Annotated in this window: 15 protein-coding genes; 9 read left to right on the forward strand and 6 right to left on the reverse strand. The window is 71.9% G+C overall.

Translation table 11 applies throughout. The features are described from left to right. The coding region (locus ACE3Q3_RS09415; protein WP_374444937.1) for an alpha/beta fold hydrolase at nucleotides 1-206 on the forward strand (206 nt) is incomplete at its 5' end. Between the two features lie 88 nt (nucleotides 207-294). Here ACE3Q3_RS09415 and ACE3Q3_RS09420 read toward each other — a convergent pair. Continuing rightward, complete coding sequence (locus ACE3Q3_RS09420) at nucleotides 295-552, reverse strand: type II toxin-antitoxin system Phd/YefM family antitoxin (RefSeq protein ID WP_374444939.1); 258 nt, start codon at nucleotides 550-552, stop codon at nucleotides 295-297. Nucleotides 553-648: 96 nt separating this feature from the next. Here ACE3Q3_RS09420 and ACE3Q3_RS09425 point away from each other — a divergent pair, with 96 nt between their 5' ends. The 5 genes from ACE3Q3_RS09425 to ACE3Q3_RS09445 are packed head-to-tail and all read left to right on the forward strand — an operon-like array spanning nucleotide 649 to nucleotide 6,054. After that, on the forward strand, nucleotides 649-1,764 hold the full coding sequence (locus ACE3Q3_RS09425) for a microcin C ABC transporter permease YejB (protein WP_374444940.1): 1,116 nt from the start codon (nucleotides 649-651) through the stop codon (nucleotides 1,762-1,764). Beyond that, nucleotides 1,764-2,828 carry an ABC transporter permease gene (locus ACE3Q3_RS09430; RefSeq protein ID WP_374444943.1) on the forward strand — a complete coding sequence of 355 codons (1,065 nt, stop codon included), beginning with the start codon at nucleotides 1,764-1,766 and terminating at the stop codon, nucleotides 2,826-2,828. The genes ACE3Q3_RS09425 and ACE3Q3_RS09430 overlap by 1 nt, the downstream gene beginning before the upstream one ends. 1 nt (nucleotide 2,829) lies before the next feature. Beyond that, nucleotides 2,830-4,455 (forward strand): ABC transporter ATP-binding protein, encoded by a 1,626-nt coding sequence (locus tag ACE3Q3_RS09435; protein ID WP_374444945.1) that lies wholly within the window; start codon nucleotides 2,830-2,832, stop codon nucleotides 4,453-4,455. A 1-nt stretch (nucleotide 4,456) separates the two neighbouring features. Further along, nucleotides 4,457-5,389 carry a 2-hydroxyacid dehydrogenase gene (locus tag ACE3Q3_RS09440; protein ID WP_374444947.1) on the forward strand — a complete coding sequence of 311 codons (933 nt, stop codon included), beginning with the start codon at nucleotides 4,457-4,459 and terminating at the stop codon, nucleotides 5,387-5,389. A 47-nt stretch (nucleotides 5,390-5,436) separates the two neighbouring features. Further along, the gene (locus ACE3Q3_RS09445; protein WP_374444949.1) at nucleotides 5,437-6,054 is read left to right on the forward strand and encodes an SCO family protein; all 618 of its coding nucleotides are present in this window, start codon (nucleotides 5,437-5,439) and stop codon (nucleotides 6,052-6,054) included. Here the strand turns inward: ACE3Q3_RS09445 and ACE3Q3_RS09450 are convergent. Continuing rightward, complete coding sequence (locus ACE3Q3_RS09450) at nucleotides 6,051-6,827, reverse strand: double zinc ribbon domain-containing protein (RefSeq protein ID WP_374444952.1); 777 nt, start codon at nucleotides 6,825-6,827, stop codon at nucleotides 6,051-6,053. The genes ACE3Q3_RS09445 and ACE3Q3_RS09450 overlap by 4 nt on opposite strands. Nucleotides 6,828-6,850: 23 nt before the next feature. Between ACE3Q3_RS09450 and ACE3Q3_RS09455 the strand changes: the two genes are divergently transcribed. Continuing rightward, on the forward strand, nucleotides 6,851-7,771 hold the full coding sequence (locus tag ACE3Q3_RS09455; protein WP_374444954.1) for a methyltransferase domain-containing protein: 921 nt from the start codon (nucleotides 6,851-6,853) through the stop codon (nucleotides 7,769-7,771). Nucleotides 7,772-7,773: 2 nt separating this feature from the next. Here the strand turns inward: ACE3Q3_RS09455 and ACE3Q3_RS09460 are convergent, their stop codons facing one another. From ACE3Q3_RS09460 to ACE3Q3_RS09475, 4 genes are all read right to left on the reverse strand, one after another. Then, nucleotides 7,774-9,270: an ATP-binding cassette domain-containing protein gene (locus ACE3Q3_RS09460; protein WP_374444956.1), complete on the reverse strand. Its 1,497-nt coding sequence runs from the start codon at nucleotides 9,268-9,270 to the stop codon at nucleotides 7,774-7,776. A gap of 318 nt (nucleotides 9,271-9,588) precedes the next feature. Beyond that, on the reverse strand, nucleotides 9,589-10,524 hold the full coding sequence (locus tag ACE3Q3_RS09465) for a bifunctional GNAT family N-acetyltransferase/(deoxy)nucleoside triphosphate pyrophosphohydrolase (protein WP_374444959.1): 936 nt from the start codon (nucleotides 10,522-10,524) through the stop codon (nucleotides 9,589-9,591). Next, nucleotides 10,505-11,737 carry a bifunctional glutamate N-acetyltransferase/amino-acid acetyltransferase ArgJ gene (gene argJ / locus ACE3Q3_RS09470; protein ID WP_374444962.1) on the reverse strand — a complete coding sequence of 411 codons (1,233 nt, stop codon included), beginning with the start codon at nucleotides 11,735-11,737 and terminating at the stop codon, nucleotides 10,505-10,507. The genes ACE3Q3_RS09465 and argJ overlap by 20 nt, the downstream gene beginning before the upstream one ends. Nucleotides 11,738-11,781: 44 nt before the next feature. Beyond that, nucleotides 11,782-12,663, reverse strand: a complete 882-nt coding sequence (locus ACE3Q3_RS09475; protein WP_374444965.1) for a peptidylprolyl isomerase — start codon at nucleotides 12,661-12,663, stop codon at nucleotides 11,782-11,784. A gap of 195 nt (nucleotides 12,664-12,858) precedes the next feature. On the opposite strand from ACE3Q3_RS09475, the gene secA reads away from it, so the two are divergent. Beyond that, nucleotides 12,859-15,579, forward strand: coding sequence for a preprotein translocase subunit SecA (secA, locus tag ACE3Q3_RS09480; protein WP_374444967.1), 2,721 nt, complete (start codon nucleotides 12,859-12,861; stop codon nucleotides 15,577-15,579). 85 nt (nucleotides 15,580-15,664) lie between these two features. Beyond that, nucleotides 15,665-16,750 (forward strand): malate/lactate/ureidoglycolate dehydrogenase, encoded by a 1,086-nt coding sequence (locus tag ACE3Q3_RS09485; protein ID WP_374444970.1) that lies wholly within the window; start codon nucleotides 15,665-15,667, stop codon nucleotides 16,748-16,750. The last annotated feature ends 5 nt before the right edge of the window (nucleotides 16,751-16,755 follow it).

Genomic DNA, 16,755 nt, shown 5'->3' on the forward strand with positions numbered 1-16,755 from the left:
TGCTGCCCGGCATCTTCCTCAAGCGCTGCATCCCGACCGCGGGCCTGTGGATCGCCCCCAAGACGGGGCACGCGATCAACCTGGAGGAGCCGGACCTCTTCAACCAGGCCGTCCTGCGCTTCTTCCAGATGGTCGAGAACGGCGCCTGGGGCAGCCGCGATCCGCGCTCGCTGTCGCACCGCATGGCCGGCGGGGAGGACCGGTAGCGCGCCTCAGAGCGCGCATGCGTTGTCGGTGCGCGCGAAACCGCCGCCGCAGGCGTGACGGCGACAATCTCGACGCCCCGCCCGTCGATCAGCCGGGAAGGCCCTCCGCGTCGTAGAGGAAATCCTGGCTGCGGGCGGCATCCGGACCGCGGGTGGCCTTGGCGGCCGCCGACGCGCGCACCGCGGCGAGCAGGGCCTTCCGGGATTTCGCGTCGCCGGGCGGTCGGACCGGAGACAGCCGGGCGACCGCCCGGCCGTGGCGGGTCAGGATGACCTCGTCCCCGGCCTCTGCCCGGCGCACCAGCTCGGTGAGCCGCGCCTTCGCCTCGGTCACGGAAATCCGCATGACGGCACCCCCATCGGCGGTCCCCCTTCCTGTCACAGAGATAATTCGCGCGCCTGTCGACGCCTGCTGTCGCGGACGCTACCTTCGTCGGCACCCATGCTGGCCTATCTCGTCCGCCGCCTGCTGCTGGTGATCCCGACGCTGTTCGGCATCATGGTGGTGAACTTCGTCATCATCCAGGCGGCCCCGGGCGGGCCGGTCGAGCAGATGATCGCCCGCATCAAGGGCACCGCGGTCGACGCGACGGCGCGCGTCGGCGGCACCGGCGGCGACACCGCGGCGCCGCAGCCGGGCGAGCGCTCGGTCCCCGGCGCCTCGGGCGAGGCGTCCAAGTACCGCGGCGCCCGCGGGCTCGATCCGGCGCTCATCAAGGAGATCGAGAAGCTCTACGGCTTCGACAAGCCGCCGCTCGAGCGCTTCGTCCTGATGATGAAGAGCTACGTCGTGTTCGATTTCGGCAACAGCTTCTTCCGCGACCGACGGGTGGTCGACCTCGTCCTCGACAAGATGCCGGTCTCGATCTCGCTCGGCCTGTGGACGACGCTTCTGGTCTACCTCGTCTCGATCCCGCTCGGCATCGCCAAGGCGGTGCGCGACGGCAGCGCCTTCGACGTCTGGACCTCGGCCGTCATCATCGTCGGCTATGCGATCCCGAGCTTCCTCTTCGCCGTCCTGCTGGTGGTGCTGTTCGCCGGCGGCAGCTTCCTCGACTGGTTCCCGCTGCGCGGCCTGACGTCGGAGAACTGGTCCCAGCTCTCCTGGCCGGCGCGCATCCTCGACTATCTCTGGCACATCGCCCTGCCGGTGCTGGCGATGGTGATCGGCGGCTTCGCCAGCCTGACCATGCTGACGAAGAACTCCTTCCTCGAGGAGATCAACAAGCAGTACGTGCTGACCGCGCGCGCCAAGGGGCTGCCCGAGCGCGGCATCCTCTACGGCCACGTCTTCCGCAATGCGATGCTGATCGTGGTGGCGGGCTTTCCGGCCGCCTTCGTCGGCGTGCTCTTCACCGGCTCGCTCCTGATCGAGGTCATCTTCTCCCTCGACGGGCTCGGCCTGCTCGGCTTCGAGGCGGCGATCAACCGCGACTATCCGGTGATGTTCGGCACGCTCTACTTCTTCACCCTGATCGGTCTGCTCCTCGGCATCGTCGGCGACCTCATGTACGTCGTCATCGACCCCCGCATCGACTTCGAGGCGCGCCGGGCCTGATGACCGCGACGGCCGCGCCTCCGCCGCCGACCTTCCTCGGCCGGCGCATCTCCCCCCTGACGGCGCGTCGGCTGGCCACGTTCCGCGCCAACCGCCGCGGCTTCTGGTCCCTGTGGATCTTCCTCGCGCTCTTCGTCGTCTCCCTCTTCGCCGAATTCGTCGCCAACGACCGGCCGTTCCTCGTCAAGTACGACGGCGCCCTCTACTGGCCGGTCTTCGTCGACTACCCGGAATCGACCTTCGGCGGCTTCCTGCCCCATACCGACTATCGCGATCCCGACATCGCCGAGGAGATCCGCGCCAAGGGCTGGATGGTCTGGCCGCTCATCCCCTTCAGCTACGACACGATCAACTTCGACCTGACGGTGCCGGCGCCGGCGCCGCCGTCCGCGGTGAACTGGCTCGGCACCGACGACCAGGGTCGGGACGTCGTCGCCCGGCTGATCTACGGCTTCCGCATCAGCGTGCTGTTCGGCCTGACGCTGACGCTCGCCAGTTCGGTCATCGGCATCGCCGCGGGCGCCGTCCAGGGCTATTTCGGCGGCCTGGTCGACCTCTTCTTCCAGCGCTTCATCGAGATCTGGTCGGGCCTGCCGGTCCTCTACCTGCTCATCATCCTGGCCTCGGTCGTCGAGCCCAACTTCTGGTGGCTGCTGTCGCTGATGCTGCTCTTCAGCTGGATGGCGCTGGTCGGCGTGGTGCGCGCGGAGTTCCTGCGCGCCCGCAACTTCGACTATGTCCGCGCGGCGCGCGCGCTCGGCGTCGGCGACACCGTCATCATGATCCGCCACGTCCTGCCCAACGCCATGGTGGCGACGCTGACCTTCATGCCGTTCATCCTCAACGGCTCGATCACGACGCTGACCAGCCTCGACTTCCTCGGCTTCGGCCTGCCGCCGGGGTCGGCGTCGCTCGGCGAACTGCTGTCCCAGGGCAAGGCCAACCTGCAGGCGCCGTGGCTGGGCCTCACCGCGTTCGCCGCGCTGGCGCTGATGCTGAGCCTGCTGATCTTCGTCGGCGAGGCGGTGCGCGACGCCTTCGACCCGCGCCGCACCGGCCGCTGAGATGGCGCTGCTCGAGGTCCGCGACCTGACCGTCACCTTCGGCGAGGGGGAGCGGTCCGTCGCCGCGGTCAAGGGCGTGTCCTTCGACCTGGAGCGCGGCGAGACCCTGGCGATCGTCGGCGAATCCGGCTCCGGCAAGTCGGTGACGGCGCTCTCGGTGCTCCAGCTCCTGCCCTATCCACACGCCCGGCACGGCACCGCCACCCGCATCCGCTTCGACGGCGCCGAGCTCGTCGGCGCGCCGCCCGCGGTCCTCCAGAAGGTCCGCGGCGGGCGCATCGGCATGGTCTTCCAGGAGCCGATGACCTCGCTCAACCCGCTGCACACGGTGGCCCGCCAGATCGGCGAGACGCTGCTCCTGCACAAGGGGCTGAGCGGCGCCGCGGCCCGGGCCCGGACCCTGGAGCTGCTGGCGCTGGTCGGCCTCGCCAACGCCGCCGACCGGCTCGACGCCTACCCGCACCAGCTCTCCGGCGGCCAGCGGCAGCGGGTGATGATCGCGATGGCGCTGGCGACCGAGCCCGACATCCTGATCGCCGACGAGCCGACCACCGCCGTCGACGTCACCATCCAGGCGCAGCTCCTGAAGCTCCTCAAGGAGCTCCAGGCCCGCTTCGGCATGGCCATGCTCCTCATCACCCACGACCTCGGCATCGTCCGCAACATGGCGCGCCGGGTGCTGGTGATGACCGAGGGGCGGGTCGTCGAGGAAGGGCCGATGGAGCGGGTCTTCACCGACCCGCAGCATCCCTATACCCGCCGCCTGCTGGCCGCCGAGCCGAAGGGGGCGGCGCTGACGGCGCCCGCGGACGCGCCGGAGGTGCTCCGCGGCGAGGACGTGAAGGTGTGGTTTCCGATCCGCCGCGGCGTCCTGCGGCGCACGGTCGGCCACGTCAAGGCGGTCGACGGCGTGTCGCTCGCCGTGCGCGAGGGACAGACGGTCGGGGTCGTCGGCGAATCCGGTTCCGGCAAGACGACGCTCGGGCTGGCGCTGCTCCGGCTGCAGGCGAGCCGGGGCCGCATCGCGTTCGCCGGCCGGCCGATCGACGGCCTCGGCTGGCGCGAACTGCGCCCGCTCCGGCGGCAGATGCAGGTCGTCTTCCAGGACCCCTACGGCTCGCTCAGCCCGCGGCTCTCGGTCATGGACATCGTCGCCGAGGGCCTGGGCGTGCACGGGCTCGCCCGCGACCCGGCCGAGCGCCGCCGGATGGTCGAGGAGGCGCTGTCGGAGGTCGGCCTCGATCCCGCGACCGCCGACCGCTATCCGCACGAGTTCTCCGGCGGCCAGCGCCAGCGCATCGCGATCGCCCGCGCGCTCGTGCTGAAGCCGCGCTTCGTCGTCCTCGACGAGCCGACCTCGGCGCTCGACATGAGCGTGCAGGCGCAGATCGTCGACCTGCTGCGCGACCTTCAGTCGCGCCACCGGCTCGCCTACCTCTTCATCAGCCACGACCTCAAGGTGGTAAGAGCGCTGGCCGACACCGTCATCGTCATGCGCGACGGCAGGGTGGTGGAGACGGGCCCGTCGGCGGAGATCTTCGACCGCCCGCGGATGGACTACACGAAGGCGCTGATGGCGGCGGCGCTCCGCCTGGAGGCGGTCGAATCGGGAGTGGTGAGGACCTGAGATGGCATTGGTGATCGTGAGCCGCGTGCATCCCTCGAGCGACGTCTGGGCCCCCGAGATGCGCCGGCTGATGCCGGAAATCGACATCCGCTACTGGCCCGATGTCGGCAACCCGGACGAGGTCGAGGCCGTCCTGATGTGGCAGGCCCCGGAAGGGCTGTTCCAGCGGCTGCCGAAACTGAAGGCGATCTTCGCGACCGGCGCCGGCGTCGACGCCATCCTGGGCGACCCGACGGTGCCCAAGCACCTGCCGCTCGCCCGCCTCGTCGATCCGTCGATGACGGCCGAGATGAGCGAGTACGTCGTCCTCCAGGTCCTGCGCTTCCACCGCCAGGAGCCGACCTACGCCGCCCAGCAGCGCGACCGCGTGTGGAAGGTGCATCCGCAGCCGCACCCCGAACAGCGCCGCGTCGGCGTCATGGGCCTGGGCGAGCTGGGCCAGGACGCGCTCCACAAGCTGGCGCCCTTCGGCTTCGCGCTCGGCGGCTGGAGCCGGACCCCGAAGGCGCTCGCCGGCGTCGAGACCTTCTCCGGCGCCGACGGGTTCACCCGCTTCCTCGCCCGCACCGACATCCTGGTCAACCTGCTGCCGCTGACGGCCGAGACCGAGAACATCGTCGACGCCCGGCTGCTGGCCGGCCTGCCGGAGGGCGCCTTCCTCGTCAACTGCGCGCGCGGCCGCCACGTCGTCGACGCCGACCTGCTGGCGGCGCTCGATTCGGGCCGCCTCGCCGGCGCCGCCCTCGACGTCTTCCGCCAGGAACCGCTGCCGGCCGACCATCCCTTCTGGTCGCACCCGAAGGTCATCCTGACCCCCCATGCCGCCGCCCTGACCAACCCGCTGACGGCGACGCCGCAGATCGTCGACAACCTGCGGCGGGTCCAGGCCGGCCGGCCGCTCGTCAACCTCGTCGACCGGACCCGCGGCTACTGACCGCGGGTGGCTGGCGCGGCCGGGGCGGGCGGTCCATATAGGCGGCCATGAGCCCTCCCGCCCGCCGCGCCATCCTCATCCTCGCCGTCGGCCTCGTCCTGCTGGCGGCTGTGCTCGGAACCCTCTGGGTCATGCGGCCGGCCCAGATGAACCGGCTCGTCGAGCAGGCGGGTCCGCAAATCGGCGGCGACTTCGCGCTCGTCGACCATGACGGCCGGCGGGTGACCCAGGCCTCCTATCCCGGCCGCCATCTCCTGGTGTTCTTCGGCTTCACCAACTGCCCCGACGTCTGCCCGCTGGCGCTGGGCGAGGTGTCGGTGGCGCTGGACGCGCTGGGGCCGGCGGCCGCCGCCAAGCTGCAGCCGCTCTTCGTCTCGGTCGATCCCGAGCGCGACACGCCCGCCGTCCTCAAGGACTATGTCTCGGCCTTCGACCCGCGCATCACCGGCCTCACCGGCACGCCGGAGGAGATCGCCGCCGCCGCCCGCGCCTACCGCGTCTACTTCAAGAAGGTCCCGGTCGAGGGCGCGCTCGGCTACACCATGGACCACAGCGCCTTCGTCTACCTGATGGGCCCCGACGGCCGCCTCGAGGCCTTCTTCACCCACGAGACGAAAGGCGACCAGATGGCGAAGAAGATCCAGGGCTTCCTCGGAGCCTCCTAGTCCTCCCGCACCACGCGGGCGAGGGTGACGACATCGACGGCGGTGGCGCCGACGGCGCGCAGCGCGCGGATGCAGGCCTCGACGGTGGCGCCGGTGGTCAGCACGTCGTCGACGAGGAGCACGCGGCGGCCGGCGATGCGGTCTTCCCGGCGGGGGTGGACGGCGAAGGCGCCGGCGACGTTGCGGAAGCGGCCGAGGCGCCGCATCTGCCCCTGCGACGGCGTGCGGCGGCGGCGGACCAGGGCGTCGGGCACGACGGGCCGCCCGCCGATCCGGCCGATCGCCAGCGCCAGCAGCGCCGCCTGGTTGTAGCGACGCCGGACGAGGCGCGTCCAATGGAGCGGCACCGGCACGATGACGTCGGCCTCGGCCAGCAGCGGCCCGGCGGCGCGCGCCATCCAGGCGGCGAAGGCCGGCGCGGCATGGGTGCGGTCGGCATGCTTGAAGCCGAGGATGAGCGGCCGGCTGGCATCGTCGTAGCGCAGGGCCGCCCGCGCCCGCTCGAAGGGTGGCGGCCGCCGGGCGCATTCGCCGCACTCGGCGCCGGCACCGGGATCGAAGGCGAAGGGAACGCCGCAGCGCCGGCAGGAAGGGGCGGCGACGAAGGCGACCTTCGACCAGCAGGCGGGGCAGAGCGCGCCGTCGGCCGACACGATCTCGCCGCAGGCGAGGCAGCGCGGCGGCAGCAGCAGGTCGACGACCCGCCGGCCGACGGCATGGGCCGCACGGACCGCCCGCCGCCCCAGATCCGCCGCTGACCGTGGCGTCTGCATGATGCGGCCGCCATATTAGAGCCATGACCTCCTCCGCCGAAAGCATGCCGGCGACCCTGCCGCCGGGAATCCAGGTGTTCGACCGCCGGTCGGTGCGACGGAACCGCGACCGTGCCGCCCCCGGCTTCGCCGCCCACGCCTTTCTCTTCGAGGAGGTGGCGGCGCGCCTGGCCGACCGGCTCGACGACGTGCGGCGCGAGTTCCGGGCGATCCTCGACCTCGGCGCCCGCGGCGGCGTCATGGCGCGGGCGCTCGCCGCCCGCGGCGGCGCGCCGTTCGTCGTCCATGTCGACCTGTCGGAGCGGCTGGTGCGCGGCCTGCCGCGGGCGGTGGTCGCCGATGCCGAGGCGCTGCCCTTCGCCGGCGGCTTCGACCTCGCCCTCAGTTGCCTCGACCTGCACTGGGTCAACGACCTGCCGGGCGCCCTGGTGCAGATCCGGCGCGCGCTCCGGCCCGACGGGCTGTTTCTCGCCGCCTTCCTCGGCGGCGACACGCTGGCCGAGCTGCGCGAGGCGTGGCTGGCCGCGGAGATCGAGGTCGAGGGCGGCGCCGGACCGCGCGTCTCGCCCTTCGCCGACGGCCGCGACGCCGGCGCGCTGCTGCAGCGGGCGGGTTTCGCGCTGCCCGTCGTCGATACCGATCGCATCACCGTGACCTATGCCGATCCGATCGGGCTGATGCGCGATCTGCGCGGCATGGGCGAGGCGAACGCCGTCGCGCTGCGGCGGCGGGGCGGCACCCGGCGCGCCACCCTGCTGCGCGCGGCGGAGATCTATGCCGAGCGCTTCGCCGGACCGGAAGGCCGGGTGCGTGCGACCTTCGAGGTCGTGACCTTGACCGGCTGGGCGCCGCACGCCGCGCAGCAGCGCCCGCTGCAGCCGGGCAGCGCCGCCATGCGGCTGGCCGACGCGCTCGCGGCCGACACGCCGCCCGCCCGCGGCTGAATTCAGCCCTCCCCCGGCGGCGCCTCCAGCTCGACCAGCCGGCCGCGCTCGATCCGCAGCCACCGGCTGCCGACCGTGGCGACGAAGCTGCGATCGTGGGAGACGAGCAGGGCCGTCGCCCCCTGGGCCAGGATTTCGGCTTCCAGCCGCTCGCGCCCCGGGATGTCGAGATGGTTGGTCGGTTCGTCGAGCAGGTAGAAGTTGGGTTCGGCCAGGCGCAGGGCCAGCAGGCCGAGCCGAGCGCGCTGGCCGGGCGAGAGGCGGCCGACCGGCTGCCGCTGCCGGTCGACGGGGAATCCCGCGCCCGCCAGGAGGCTGGTGATCCGCTGGTCGCCGAGCCGGACGGCGGAGGCGAGCAGGTCGTGCGGGGTGCGGGCGGCGTCCAGCTGGGACATCTCCTGGTCGAGATACCCGAGGACGACCGAGGGCTGGATGCGCATTCCCGGCACCGGTTCGCCGGCGACGGCGCGGCGGACGAGGGCGACGAACTGCGACTTCCCGGCGCCGTTGGCGCCGAGCAGGACCACCCGGTCGCCCTGCCGCAGCTCCAGCTTGCCCGTGCGGAAGAGGGCGCGGCCGTCCGGGGCGCGGACGGTGACGTCGTCGGCCGCGAGCAGCACTCGCGCGTGGGTGTCGCGGCTGGCGAGGCGGATGTCGGCCGACCGCGGCCGCTCGGGCGGGCGGAGGGTCTGCTCCAGCGCATCGGCCCGGGCGGCCATCTGCATCGACTTCTTCTGCGCCGCGTCGCTGCGGCTGTTGATGCCGATGTTGCGCAGCGCGCCGGCGCTGCGCCGCAGGCGGACGACCTCGCGCGCATCGCGTTCGAGGCGGGCGGCGGCGGCGGCATCGTCGTCGGCCAGCAGCTGCCGCGCCCTGCCGTAGGGATGGGCGTAGAGCCGCGACGCGTCCGGCCGCAGGAAGAGCGTCCGGTTCGTCACCCGGTCGAGGAAGCGGCGGTCGTGGCTGGCGACGACCATCGGCACGTCGCGCTGCGGGCTGGTCAGCCAGTCCTCCAGGAGGCGGATCTTCGCGAGGTCGAGGTGGTTGGTCGGCTCGTCGAGCAGCAGCAGGTCAGGGTCGGCGATCCAGGCCCGGGCGACGAGGGCGAGCCGCTGCCAGCCGCCGCTCAGCGCGCGCACCGGCCGCGGGCGCAGTTCGGCGGGCGTATCGAGCTCGTCGAGGACGAGATCGACCCGCCAGCCCATGGCGGCCCGCTCCCCGGCCGGAATGGCGCGGCGGACCGCCTCCTCCAGCGGCAGGTCGAGGAGGGGCTGCGGCACGTCCTGCTCGACGAGGCCGACGCGCAGCCCGCGGGACCGGACGATCTCGCCCGCGGTCGGCTCGGCCGCGCCGGCGAGGCAGCGCAGCAGGGTGGATTTGCCGCCACCATTGCCGGCGACGAGGCCGACCCGGTCGCCGTCGGCGACCACGAGGTCGAGGTTGCGGAAGAGGGGAGCGGCGCCGACGAAGGTGACGGCGCGCAGGCTGATCTGGCCCATGGGCATCTCGCGAAGCGGGACCCGCCGCGGCGACCGCCGCCGAGGGTCCGGTTCCAGGTCGTGTCGAGATGCGAGCGCCCCTGCGGATGCGCGAGGGGACGGCAGCGCGGGCGCGCCGCCGGGGCAGGCCGGCGATGACGGGCGCTGGGAAAGCGCCGGTTCAGCCTTCGGCCAGCCCCGCAACGGAACGCTGCGGGGCCCGCACAGGCTGTCGGGACTGGCGCTGGATGTACCGGATCATGCAGGCCTCCCTTCGGCTGGCGGTGAAAACTCGGTCAGGGCTTAGCGGGCCTTGGCACCCCGCGCAAGACCTCTCGGCTAGAGCAGGTCGCGGAGCATCGCCACCAGGGGCTCGTCGGCGGGCGGCATCGGATAGTCGCGGAGCTGGTTGGGACGCACCCAGGCGAGACGCTGGCCCTCGAGCGGGGTCGGCGTGCCGCGCCAGTTGCGGCAGGCGAAGAGCGGCATCAGCAGGTGGAACGCCTCGTAGCGATGCGACGCGAAGGTAAGCGGCGCGAGGCAGCGCTCGGCCGTGTCTACGCCCAGTTCCTCGGCCAGTTCGCGCACCAGCGCCGCTTCCGGCGTCTCCCCCGGCTGAACCTTGCCGCCCGGGAACTCCCAGAGGCCGGCCATGTGCTTGCCGGGCGGGCGCTCGGCGATCAGCACCCGGCCGTCGGCGTCGATCAGCGCGACCGCGGCGACCAGCAGCGTCGGCAGCGGCTGCGGCCGCTCGATCTCGAACCGGATGGTCTCGACCGGGACGCCGCGCAGGCGCCCCGGCACGCGGCCCGTCTCGCGCAGCCCCGCCTTCTCCAGCACGCGCCGGGACGCGACATTGTCGGGATGGATCTCGGCGAAGACGGTGCTCGCCTCGGCGAAGCCGAAGGCATAGCGGATCGCGGCCTTCACCGCCTCGGTCGCCAGCCCGGCCCCCCAGTAGGGCCGGCCGAGCCAGTAGCCGACCTCGACCTCGCCCGGCCGGTCGGCCTGCTCCAGCCCGAGATTGCCGAGGAAGGTGCCGTCGTCGCGGCGGGTGACGGCGAAGACCTCGGCATGGCCGTCCGCCCGGTCGGCCGCGACCTGGGCGATGAAGGCCTCGGCCGCGCCCGCGGGGTAGGGATGGGGGATGCGCTGGGTGTAGCGGGCGACCTCCCACTCGGCCGCCAGCGCCGCCACCGCCGGCGCGTCGGCGGGGCGGAGCGGGCGCAGGACGAGACGCGCGGTCGTCAGGACCTCAGCTTCGGTAGCTGCCATTGATGTCGATGTAGGCGTGGGTCAGGTCGCAGGTCCACACCGTCGCCGCCGCCTTGCCGACGCCGACATCGACGTCGATCTCGATCTTGCGGCCGGCCATGTGGGCGGCGACGGGCGCCTCGTCATAGTCCGTCACGCGCTGGCCGTCGCGCGCGACGGCGACGCCGCCCATGGCGATCGACAGGCGGTCGCGGTCGGCCTTCTCGCCGGACTTGCCGACCGCCATGACGATGCGGCCCCAGTTGGCGTCGCCGGCCGCGATCGCGGTCTTGACGAGCGGCGAGTTGGCGATGGCGAGGCCGATGCGGCGCGCGGCCTTCGCCGTCGCCGCGCCGCCGACGCGGATCTCGACCAGCTTCTCCGCCCCCTCACCGTCCTTGACGACGAGGTGGGCGAGTTCCATCAGCACCCCGTCGAGGACCCGGCGGAACTGGGCGAGGCGCGGATCGTTCGCCTTCTCGATCTTCGGATTCTTCGCCTTGCCGGTGGCGAACAGCAGCACCGTGTCGCTGGTCGAGGTGTCGCTGTCGACGGTGATGCAGTTGAAGCTGCGGTCGGCGCCGCGGGCGAGCAGCGTCTGCAGCACCTCCGCCGGCAGCGTCGCGTCGGTGAAGACGAAGCCCAGCATCGTCGCCATGTCGGGCGCGATCATGCCCGACCCCTTGATGATGCCGTTGATGGTGACCGTGGTGCCGCCGATGTCGGCCGTCGCCGTCACGCCCTTGGGATAGGTGTCCGTGGTCATGATCGCGCGCGCCGCCTCCGCCCAGCGATCCGGCTGGAGGTCAGCGGTGAGCGTGTCGAGCGCCGCCGTGATGCGCTCGGCCGGCAGGGGCTCGCCGATGACGCCGGTCGAGGCCACGAAGACCTGACCGGCGCGACAGCCGAGGCGCTTGGCCACGCCCTTGGCCGTCACCTCCACCGCCTTCAGCCCGGCCACGCCGGTGAAGGCGTTGGCGTTGCCGGCATTGACGATGAGCGCCCGCGCCTTGCCGCCCGGCAGCGCCTGGCGGCACCAGTCGACCGGGGCCGACGCCGTCTTGGAACGGGTGAAGACGCCGGCCACGGTGGTGCCGGCCGCCAGTTCGGCCAGCATGACGTCGACGCGGCCCGTGTATCGCACCCCGGCCGCGATCGTGCCGAGGCGGACGCCCGCGATCGGCGGCAGGTCGGGAAAGCGTTCGGGGGCGAGCGGGGAGACCTTGTGCGCCATGTCTGCCTCGGGTTCCGGCGGTTCGTTCGATGGATCGGGTGGGCTCAGCGTGCCGGGGTCAGGCCCGGGGCCGGGGCCGGGGCGAGCGCCGAGCCGTCGGCGTTGTAGACCTCGACCTTGGCGCTCTCGCGCAGCGACTTGACGTGGGCGTCGACCACCTCGCGGGCGATCTCGTCGCTCAGCTCCTCGCGGGCCGCCTCGAAGGTGGGCGCGGCCATCTGGCGGCGGTCGGTGACGCGGATGACGTGCCAGCCGAACTGGCTCTTGACCGGCGCCTTGCTCGTCTCGCCCTTCTTCATGGCGAAGGCCGCGGCCGAGAATTCCGGCACCATCTGCTCCTTCTGGAAGAAGCCGAGATCGCCGCCATTGTCGCGGCCCGAGGGGTCGATCGACTTCTCGCGGGCGATGCGGGCGAAGTCCCCGCCCTTGTCGAGGTCGGCGATCACCCGCTTGGCGTCGTCCTCACGCTCGAGGAGAATGTGGCTCGCCTTCACCTCCTCGCCGGCCGGCTGCTTCTTCACGAACTCGGCGTAGCGGGCCCGCAGCTTCTCCTCGGTCACCGCCTTCTCGACGACGCGGCCGAGATAGACGCGCTCGATGACGCGATCCTCGACCCGCGCCATCTGGTTCTTCACCTCGGGATCGTTCTGCAGGTTCTGGCCGCGGCCGGCCTCGCTCAGGAGCCGCGAGCTGACCACTTGGTCGACGATGAGCGGGAAGATCATCTCCAGCGGCATCTGCTGCACCTGGGCGGGCAGCTGGCGGTGGGCGGCGAGCACGTCGCTGCGCAGGATCGGCTTGCCGTTGACGCGGGCGACCACCGGATCGGCGGGAGCAGCCGCCGAGGCGGTCTGGGCCACGGCGCCCTGGGCGAGCAGGAGTGGCGCCGCGACGGCGGCCAGGACGAGGAGGGGGAAACGGCGCATCGGGGGGTCATCCTTTCGTCGGCCATGGGGGCCGGCCGGCTCGGCGGCGGAACATACACGAACCCGCCTACGCGCGGAATGTGGCGAGAAACCGGGTCCGGAGGTCGCGTTGACAGGGGGGAGGCTTACTCCTATGTCTTGCTCGGCCGTGTCCGCGCGGTCCTACCCTTCCATCCCGTCCCGCCCGAGGTCCTGATGATCGGCGCACTCGCCCGCCGCTTCTTCGGCTCAGCCAACGATCGCTACATCAAGAGCCTCGGCGGCATCGTCCGGGACGTGAACGCGCTGGAGCCTTCCCTCACGCCGCTCTCCGACGACGAGTTGCGGGCGCGCACGCCGATGCTGCGCGAGCGGCTCGAGAAGGGCGCGACGCTGGACGAAATCCTGCCCGAAGCCTTCGCGACCGTCCGCGAGGCGGCCAAGCGGGTGCTCGGCCAGCGCCATTTCGACGTCCAGTTGATGGGCGGCACCGTGCTCCATCGCGGCATGGTCGCGGAGATGAAGACGGGCGAGGGCAAGACGCTGGTCGGCACGCTGCCCGTCTACCTCAACGCGCTCGGCGGCAAGGGCGTCCACGTCGTCACCGTCAACGACTACCTGGCGCGGCGCGATTCCGAGTGGATGGGCGCGATCTACCGCTTCCTCGGCCTCGAGGTCGGCTGCATCGTCCACGGGCTCGACGACGCCGAGCGACGCGCCGCCTACGCCGCCGACGTCACCTACGGCACCAACAACGAGTTCGGCTTCGACTATCTCCGCGACAACATGAAGTACCGGCTGGAGGACATGGTCCAGCGGCCGTTCAACTTCGCGATCGTCGACGAGGTCGACAGCATCCTGATCGACGAGGCGCGCACGCCGCTCATCATCTCCGGCCCCGCGGAGGATTCCTCCGAGCTCTACGCCCGCGCCGACGCGCTGATGTACAAGCTGCAGGCGACCGACTTCGAGAAGGACGAGAAGCAGCGCACCGTCACCCTGACCGAGGCCGGGCTCGAGACCATCGAGCGCCTGCTGATCGAGGCCGGGCTGTTGAAGGAGGGCGGGCTCTACGACGTCCACAACGTCTCGCTCGTCCACCACGTCAACCAGGCGCTGCGCGCCCACAAGCTCTTCGCCCGCGACACCGACTACATCGTCAAGGACGACAAGGTCATCATCATCGACGAGTTCACCGGCCGCATGATGGAGGGCCGGCGCTACTCGGAGGGCCTGCACCAGGCGCTGGAGGCGAAGGAGCACGTCACCATCCAGGTCGAGAACCAGACGCTGGCCTCGATCACCTTCCAGAACTACTTCCGCCTCTACCCGAAGCTGGCCGGCATGACCGGCACGGCGATGACCGAGGCGCAGGAGCTGTCGGACATCTACAAGCTCGACGTCGTCGAGATGCCGACCAACGTGCCCTGCATCCGCAAGGACCACGACGACGAGGTCTACCGGACCGGCCGCGAGAAGCTGAACGCGATCGTGATGCAGATCGAGGAGTGCCGGAAGCGGCAGCAGCCGGTGCTGGTCGGCACCGTCAGCATCGAGAAGTCCGAGCAGCTCGCCGAGATCCTCCAGCAGCGCGGCATCCCGCACCAGGTGCTGAACGCCCGCCACCACGAGCAGGAGGCCTACATCATCGCCCAGGCCGGCCGGCCGGGCGCCGTCACCATCGCCACCAACATGGCCGGCCGCGGCACCGACATCCAGCTCGGCGGCAACGTCGAGCTGCGGCTGCGCCGGGAACTGGCGGAGATCGGCGACCCCGACGAGCGTGCCCATCGCGAGGCGCTGATCCGCGGCGAGGTCGCCGACGCGCGCAAGGAGGCCCTGGCCGCCGGCGGGCTCTACGTCATCGGCAGCGAGCGGCACGAGAGCCGGCGCATCGACAACCAGCTCCGCGGCCGCTCGGGCCGGCAGGGCGATCCCGGCGGCTCCAAGTTCTTCGTCTCGCTCGACGACGACCTGATGCGCATCTTCGGGTCCGAGCGCATGGACACGATGCTGCGCCGCCTCGGCATCAAGGAAGGCGAGGCGATCGTCCATTCCTGGATCAACAAGGCGCTGGAGAAGGCGCAGCAGAAGGTCGAGGCGCGCAACTACGAGGTCCGCAAGCAGCTGCTGCGGTACGACGACGTCATGAACGACCAGCGCAAGGTCGTCTACGAGCAGCGCCGCGAGATCATGCAGGCGGACGATGTCGAGGCGATGATCGCCGACATGCGGTCCGAGGTGATCGAGGCCCAGGTCACGCGCTGCATCCCGCCCAACGCCTATGCCGAGCAGTGGGACGCGACCGGTCTGCACGAATCCTGCCTGCGCCTCTTCGGGCTCGACCTGCCGATCGCCGACTGGGTGCGCGAGGAGGGGATCGCCGACATCGAGATCCGCGAGCGGATCACCCGCGCGCTGGACGAGAAGATGGCGGCCAAGATGGCCGCCTACGGTCCCGACCTGATGCGCATGGCCGAGCGCAGCATCCTGCTCCAGGTGCTGGACCAGGTGTGGAAGGACCACCTGCTCTCGCTCGACCATCTCCGCCAGGGGATCAGCCTGCGCGCCTATGCCCAGCGCGATCCGCTCAACGAATACAAGCGCGAGGCCTTCGAGCTCTTCGGCGAGATGCTGGTCCATCTCCGCGAGGCCGTCGTCCAGCTCCTCAGCCATATCGAGGTGCGGATGCAGGAGCCGGAACCGCCGCCGCCGCCCTTCCCGGCCGGCATGCACGAGACCCGCTTCGACCCGGCGCTCAGCGAGGTCGCGGCCGACGGCGAGGCCGAGCCGCGCCCGCTGCCCCGCCATACCGCGGTGGCCGCCGTCGCCAGCATCGACCCGGCCGACCCCGCCACCTGGGGCAAGGTCAACCGCAATGCCGCCTGCCCGTGCGGCAGCGGCAAGAAATACAAGCACTGCCACGGCCGGCTCTAGCACCGCACGCCGCCGAAAGATCCAGGAACCGAGAGCGGCCCGCGCGCCGGGCCGGCCGGTCCACCCGCCCGGAGGAGACGCTTCCTTGCTGATCGCGCATGCGCCGCTCGTGCGGCTGGTCGCCGACATCTTCGCCGCCGCCGGCTGCGACGCCGCCGAGGCCGGGCGGATCGCCACCATGCTGGCGGGCGCCAACCTCGCCGGGCACGACAGCCACGGCGTCATCCGGGTGCCGCGCTATGTCGAGACGCTGCAGGCCGGCCGCGTCCATGCCGGGCGGTCGCTGACGACCGTTGTCGACGGCGGCGCCTTCGCCCTCGTCGACGGCAATTACGGCTTCGGACAGACGGTGGGGCCGCTGGCGGTCGAGCTCGGCATCTCCCGCGCGAGGTCGCACGGCGTCGCCATCGTCGGCCTGCGCCATGCCGGCCATCTCGGGCGCATCGGCGACTATCCGGAGATGGCGGCGGCCGAGGGCCAGGTCTCGCTCCACTTCGTCAACGTCGCCGGCAGCGAGCTGGTGGCGCCCTTCGGCGGCGTCGACCGCCGCTTCTCGACGGCGCCGATCGCAATCGGCCTGCCGGTCGCCGGCGGCGAGCCGGTCATCCTCGATTTCGCGACCTCGCTCGTCGCCGAGGGCAAGGCGCTGGTCGCCCATTCCGGCGGCAAGCCCCTGCCCGCCGGCGCGCTGATCGAGCCCGACGGCCGCCTGTCGAGCGATCCCCGCACCCTCTACGGCGAGGTGCCGCCCGGCGCCGTCCCCGATCCCCGCAAGGGCGAGGGCGCGCTCCGCGCCTTCGGCGAGCACAAGGGATCGGGCCTGGCGCTGATGTGCGAGCTCCTGGGCGGCGCCTTCACCGGTTCCGGCTGCTCGGGACCGGGTCCGCGCCAGATCGCCAATGGCATGCTGTCGATCTACATGGCGGTCGACCGCTTCCATTCCGACGACGCCTTCGCGCGCGAACTCGCCCAGTATGTCGACTACGTGAAGGCGTCGCGCCCGGCCACGCCCGGCGGCGAGGTGCTGGTCCCGGGCGAACCCGAGCGCCGGACGCGCGCCAAGCGCCTGGCCGAGGGCATTCCGCTCGCCGATCGCGCCTGGGCCGACATCCTGGCGACCGCCCGCAAGGTCGGCCTGACGGAAGAGCGCATCCGCGCCGTCGCCAACTGACGGCG

The organism is Allostella sp. (assembly GCF_041913585.1).
GTDB lineage: Bacteria > Pseudomonadota > Alphaproteobacteria > ATCC43930 > Allostellaceae > Allostella.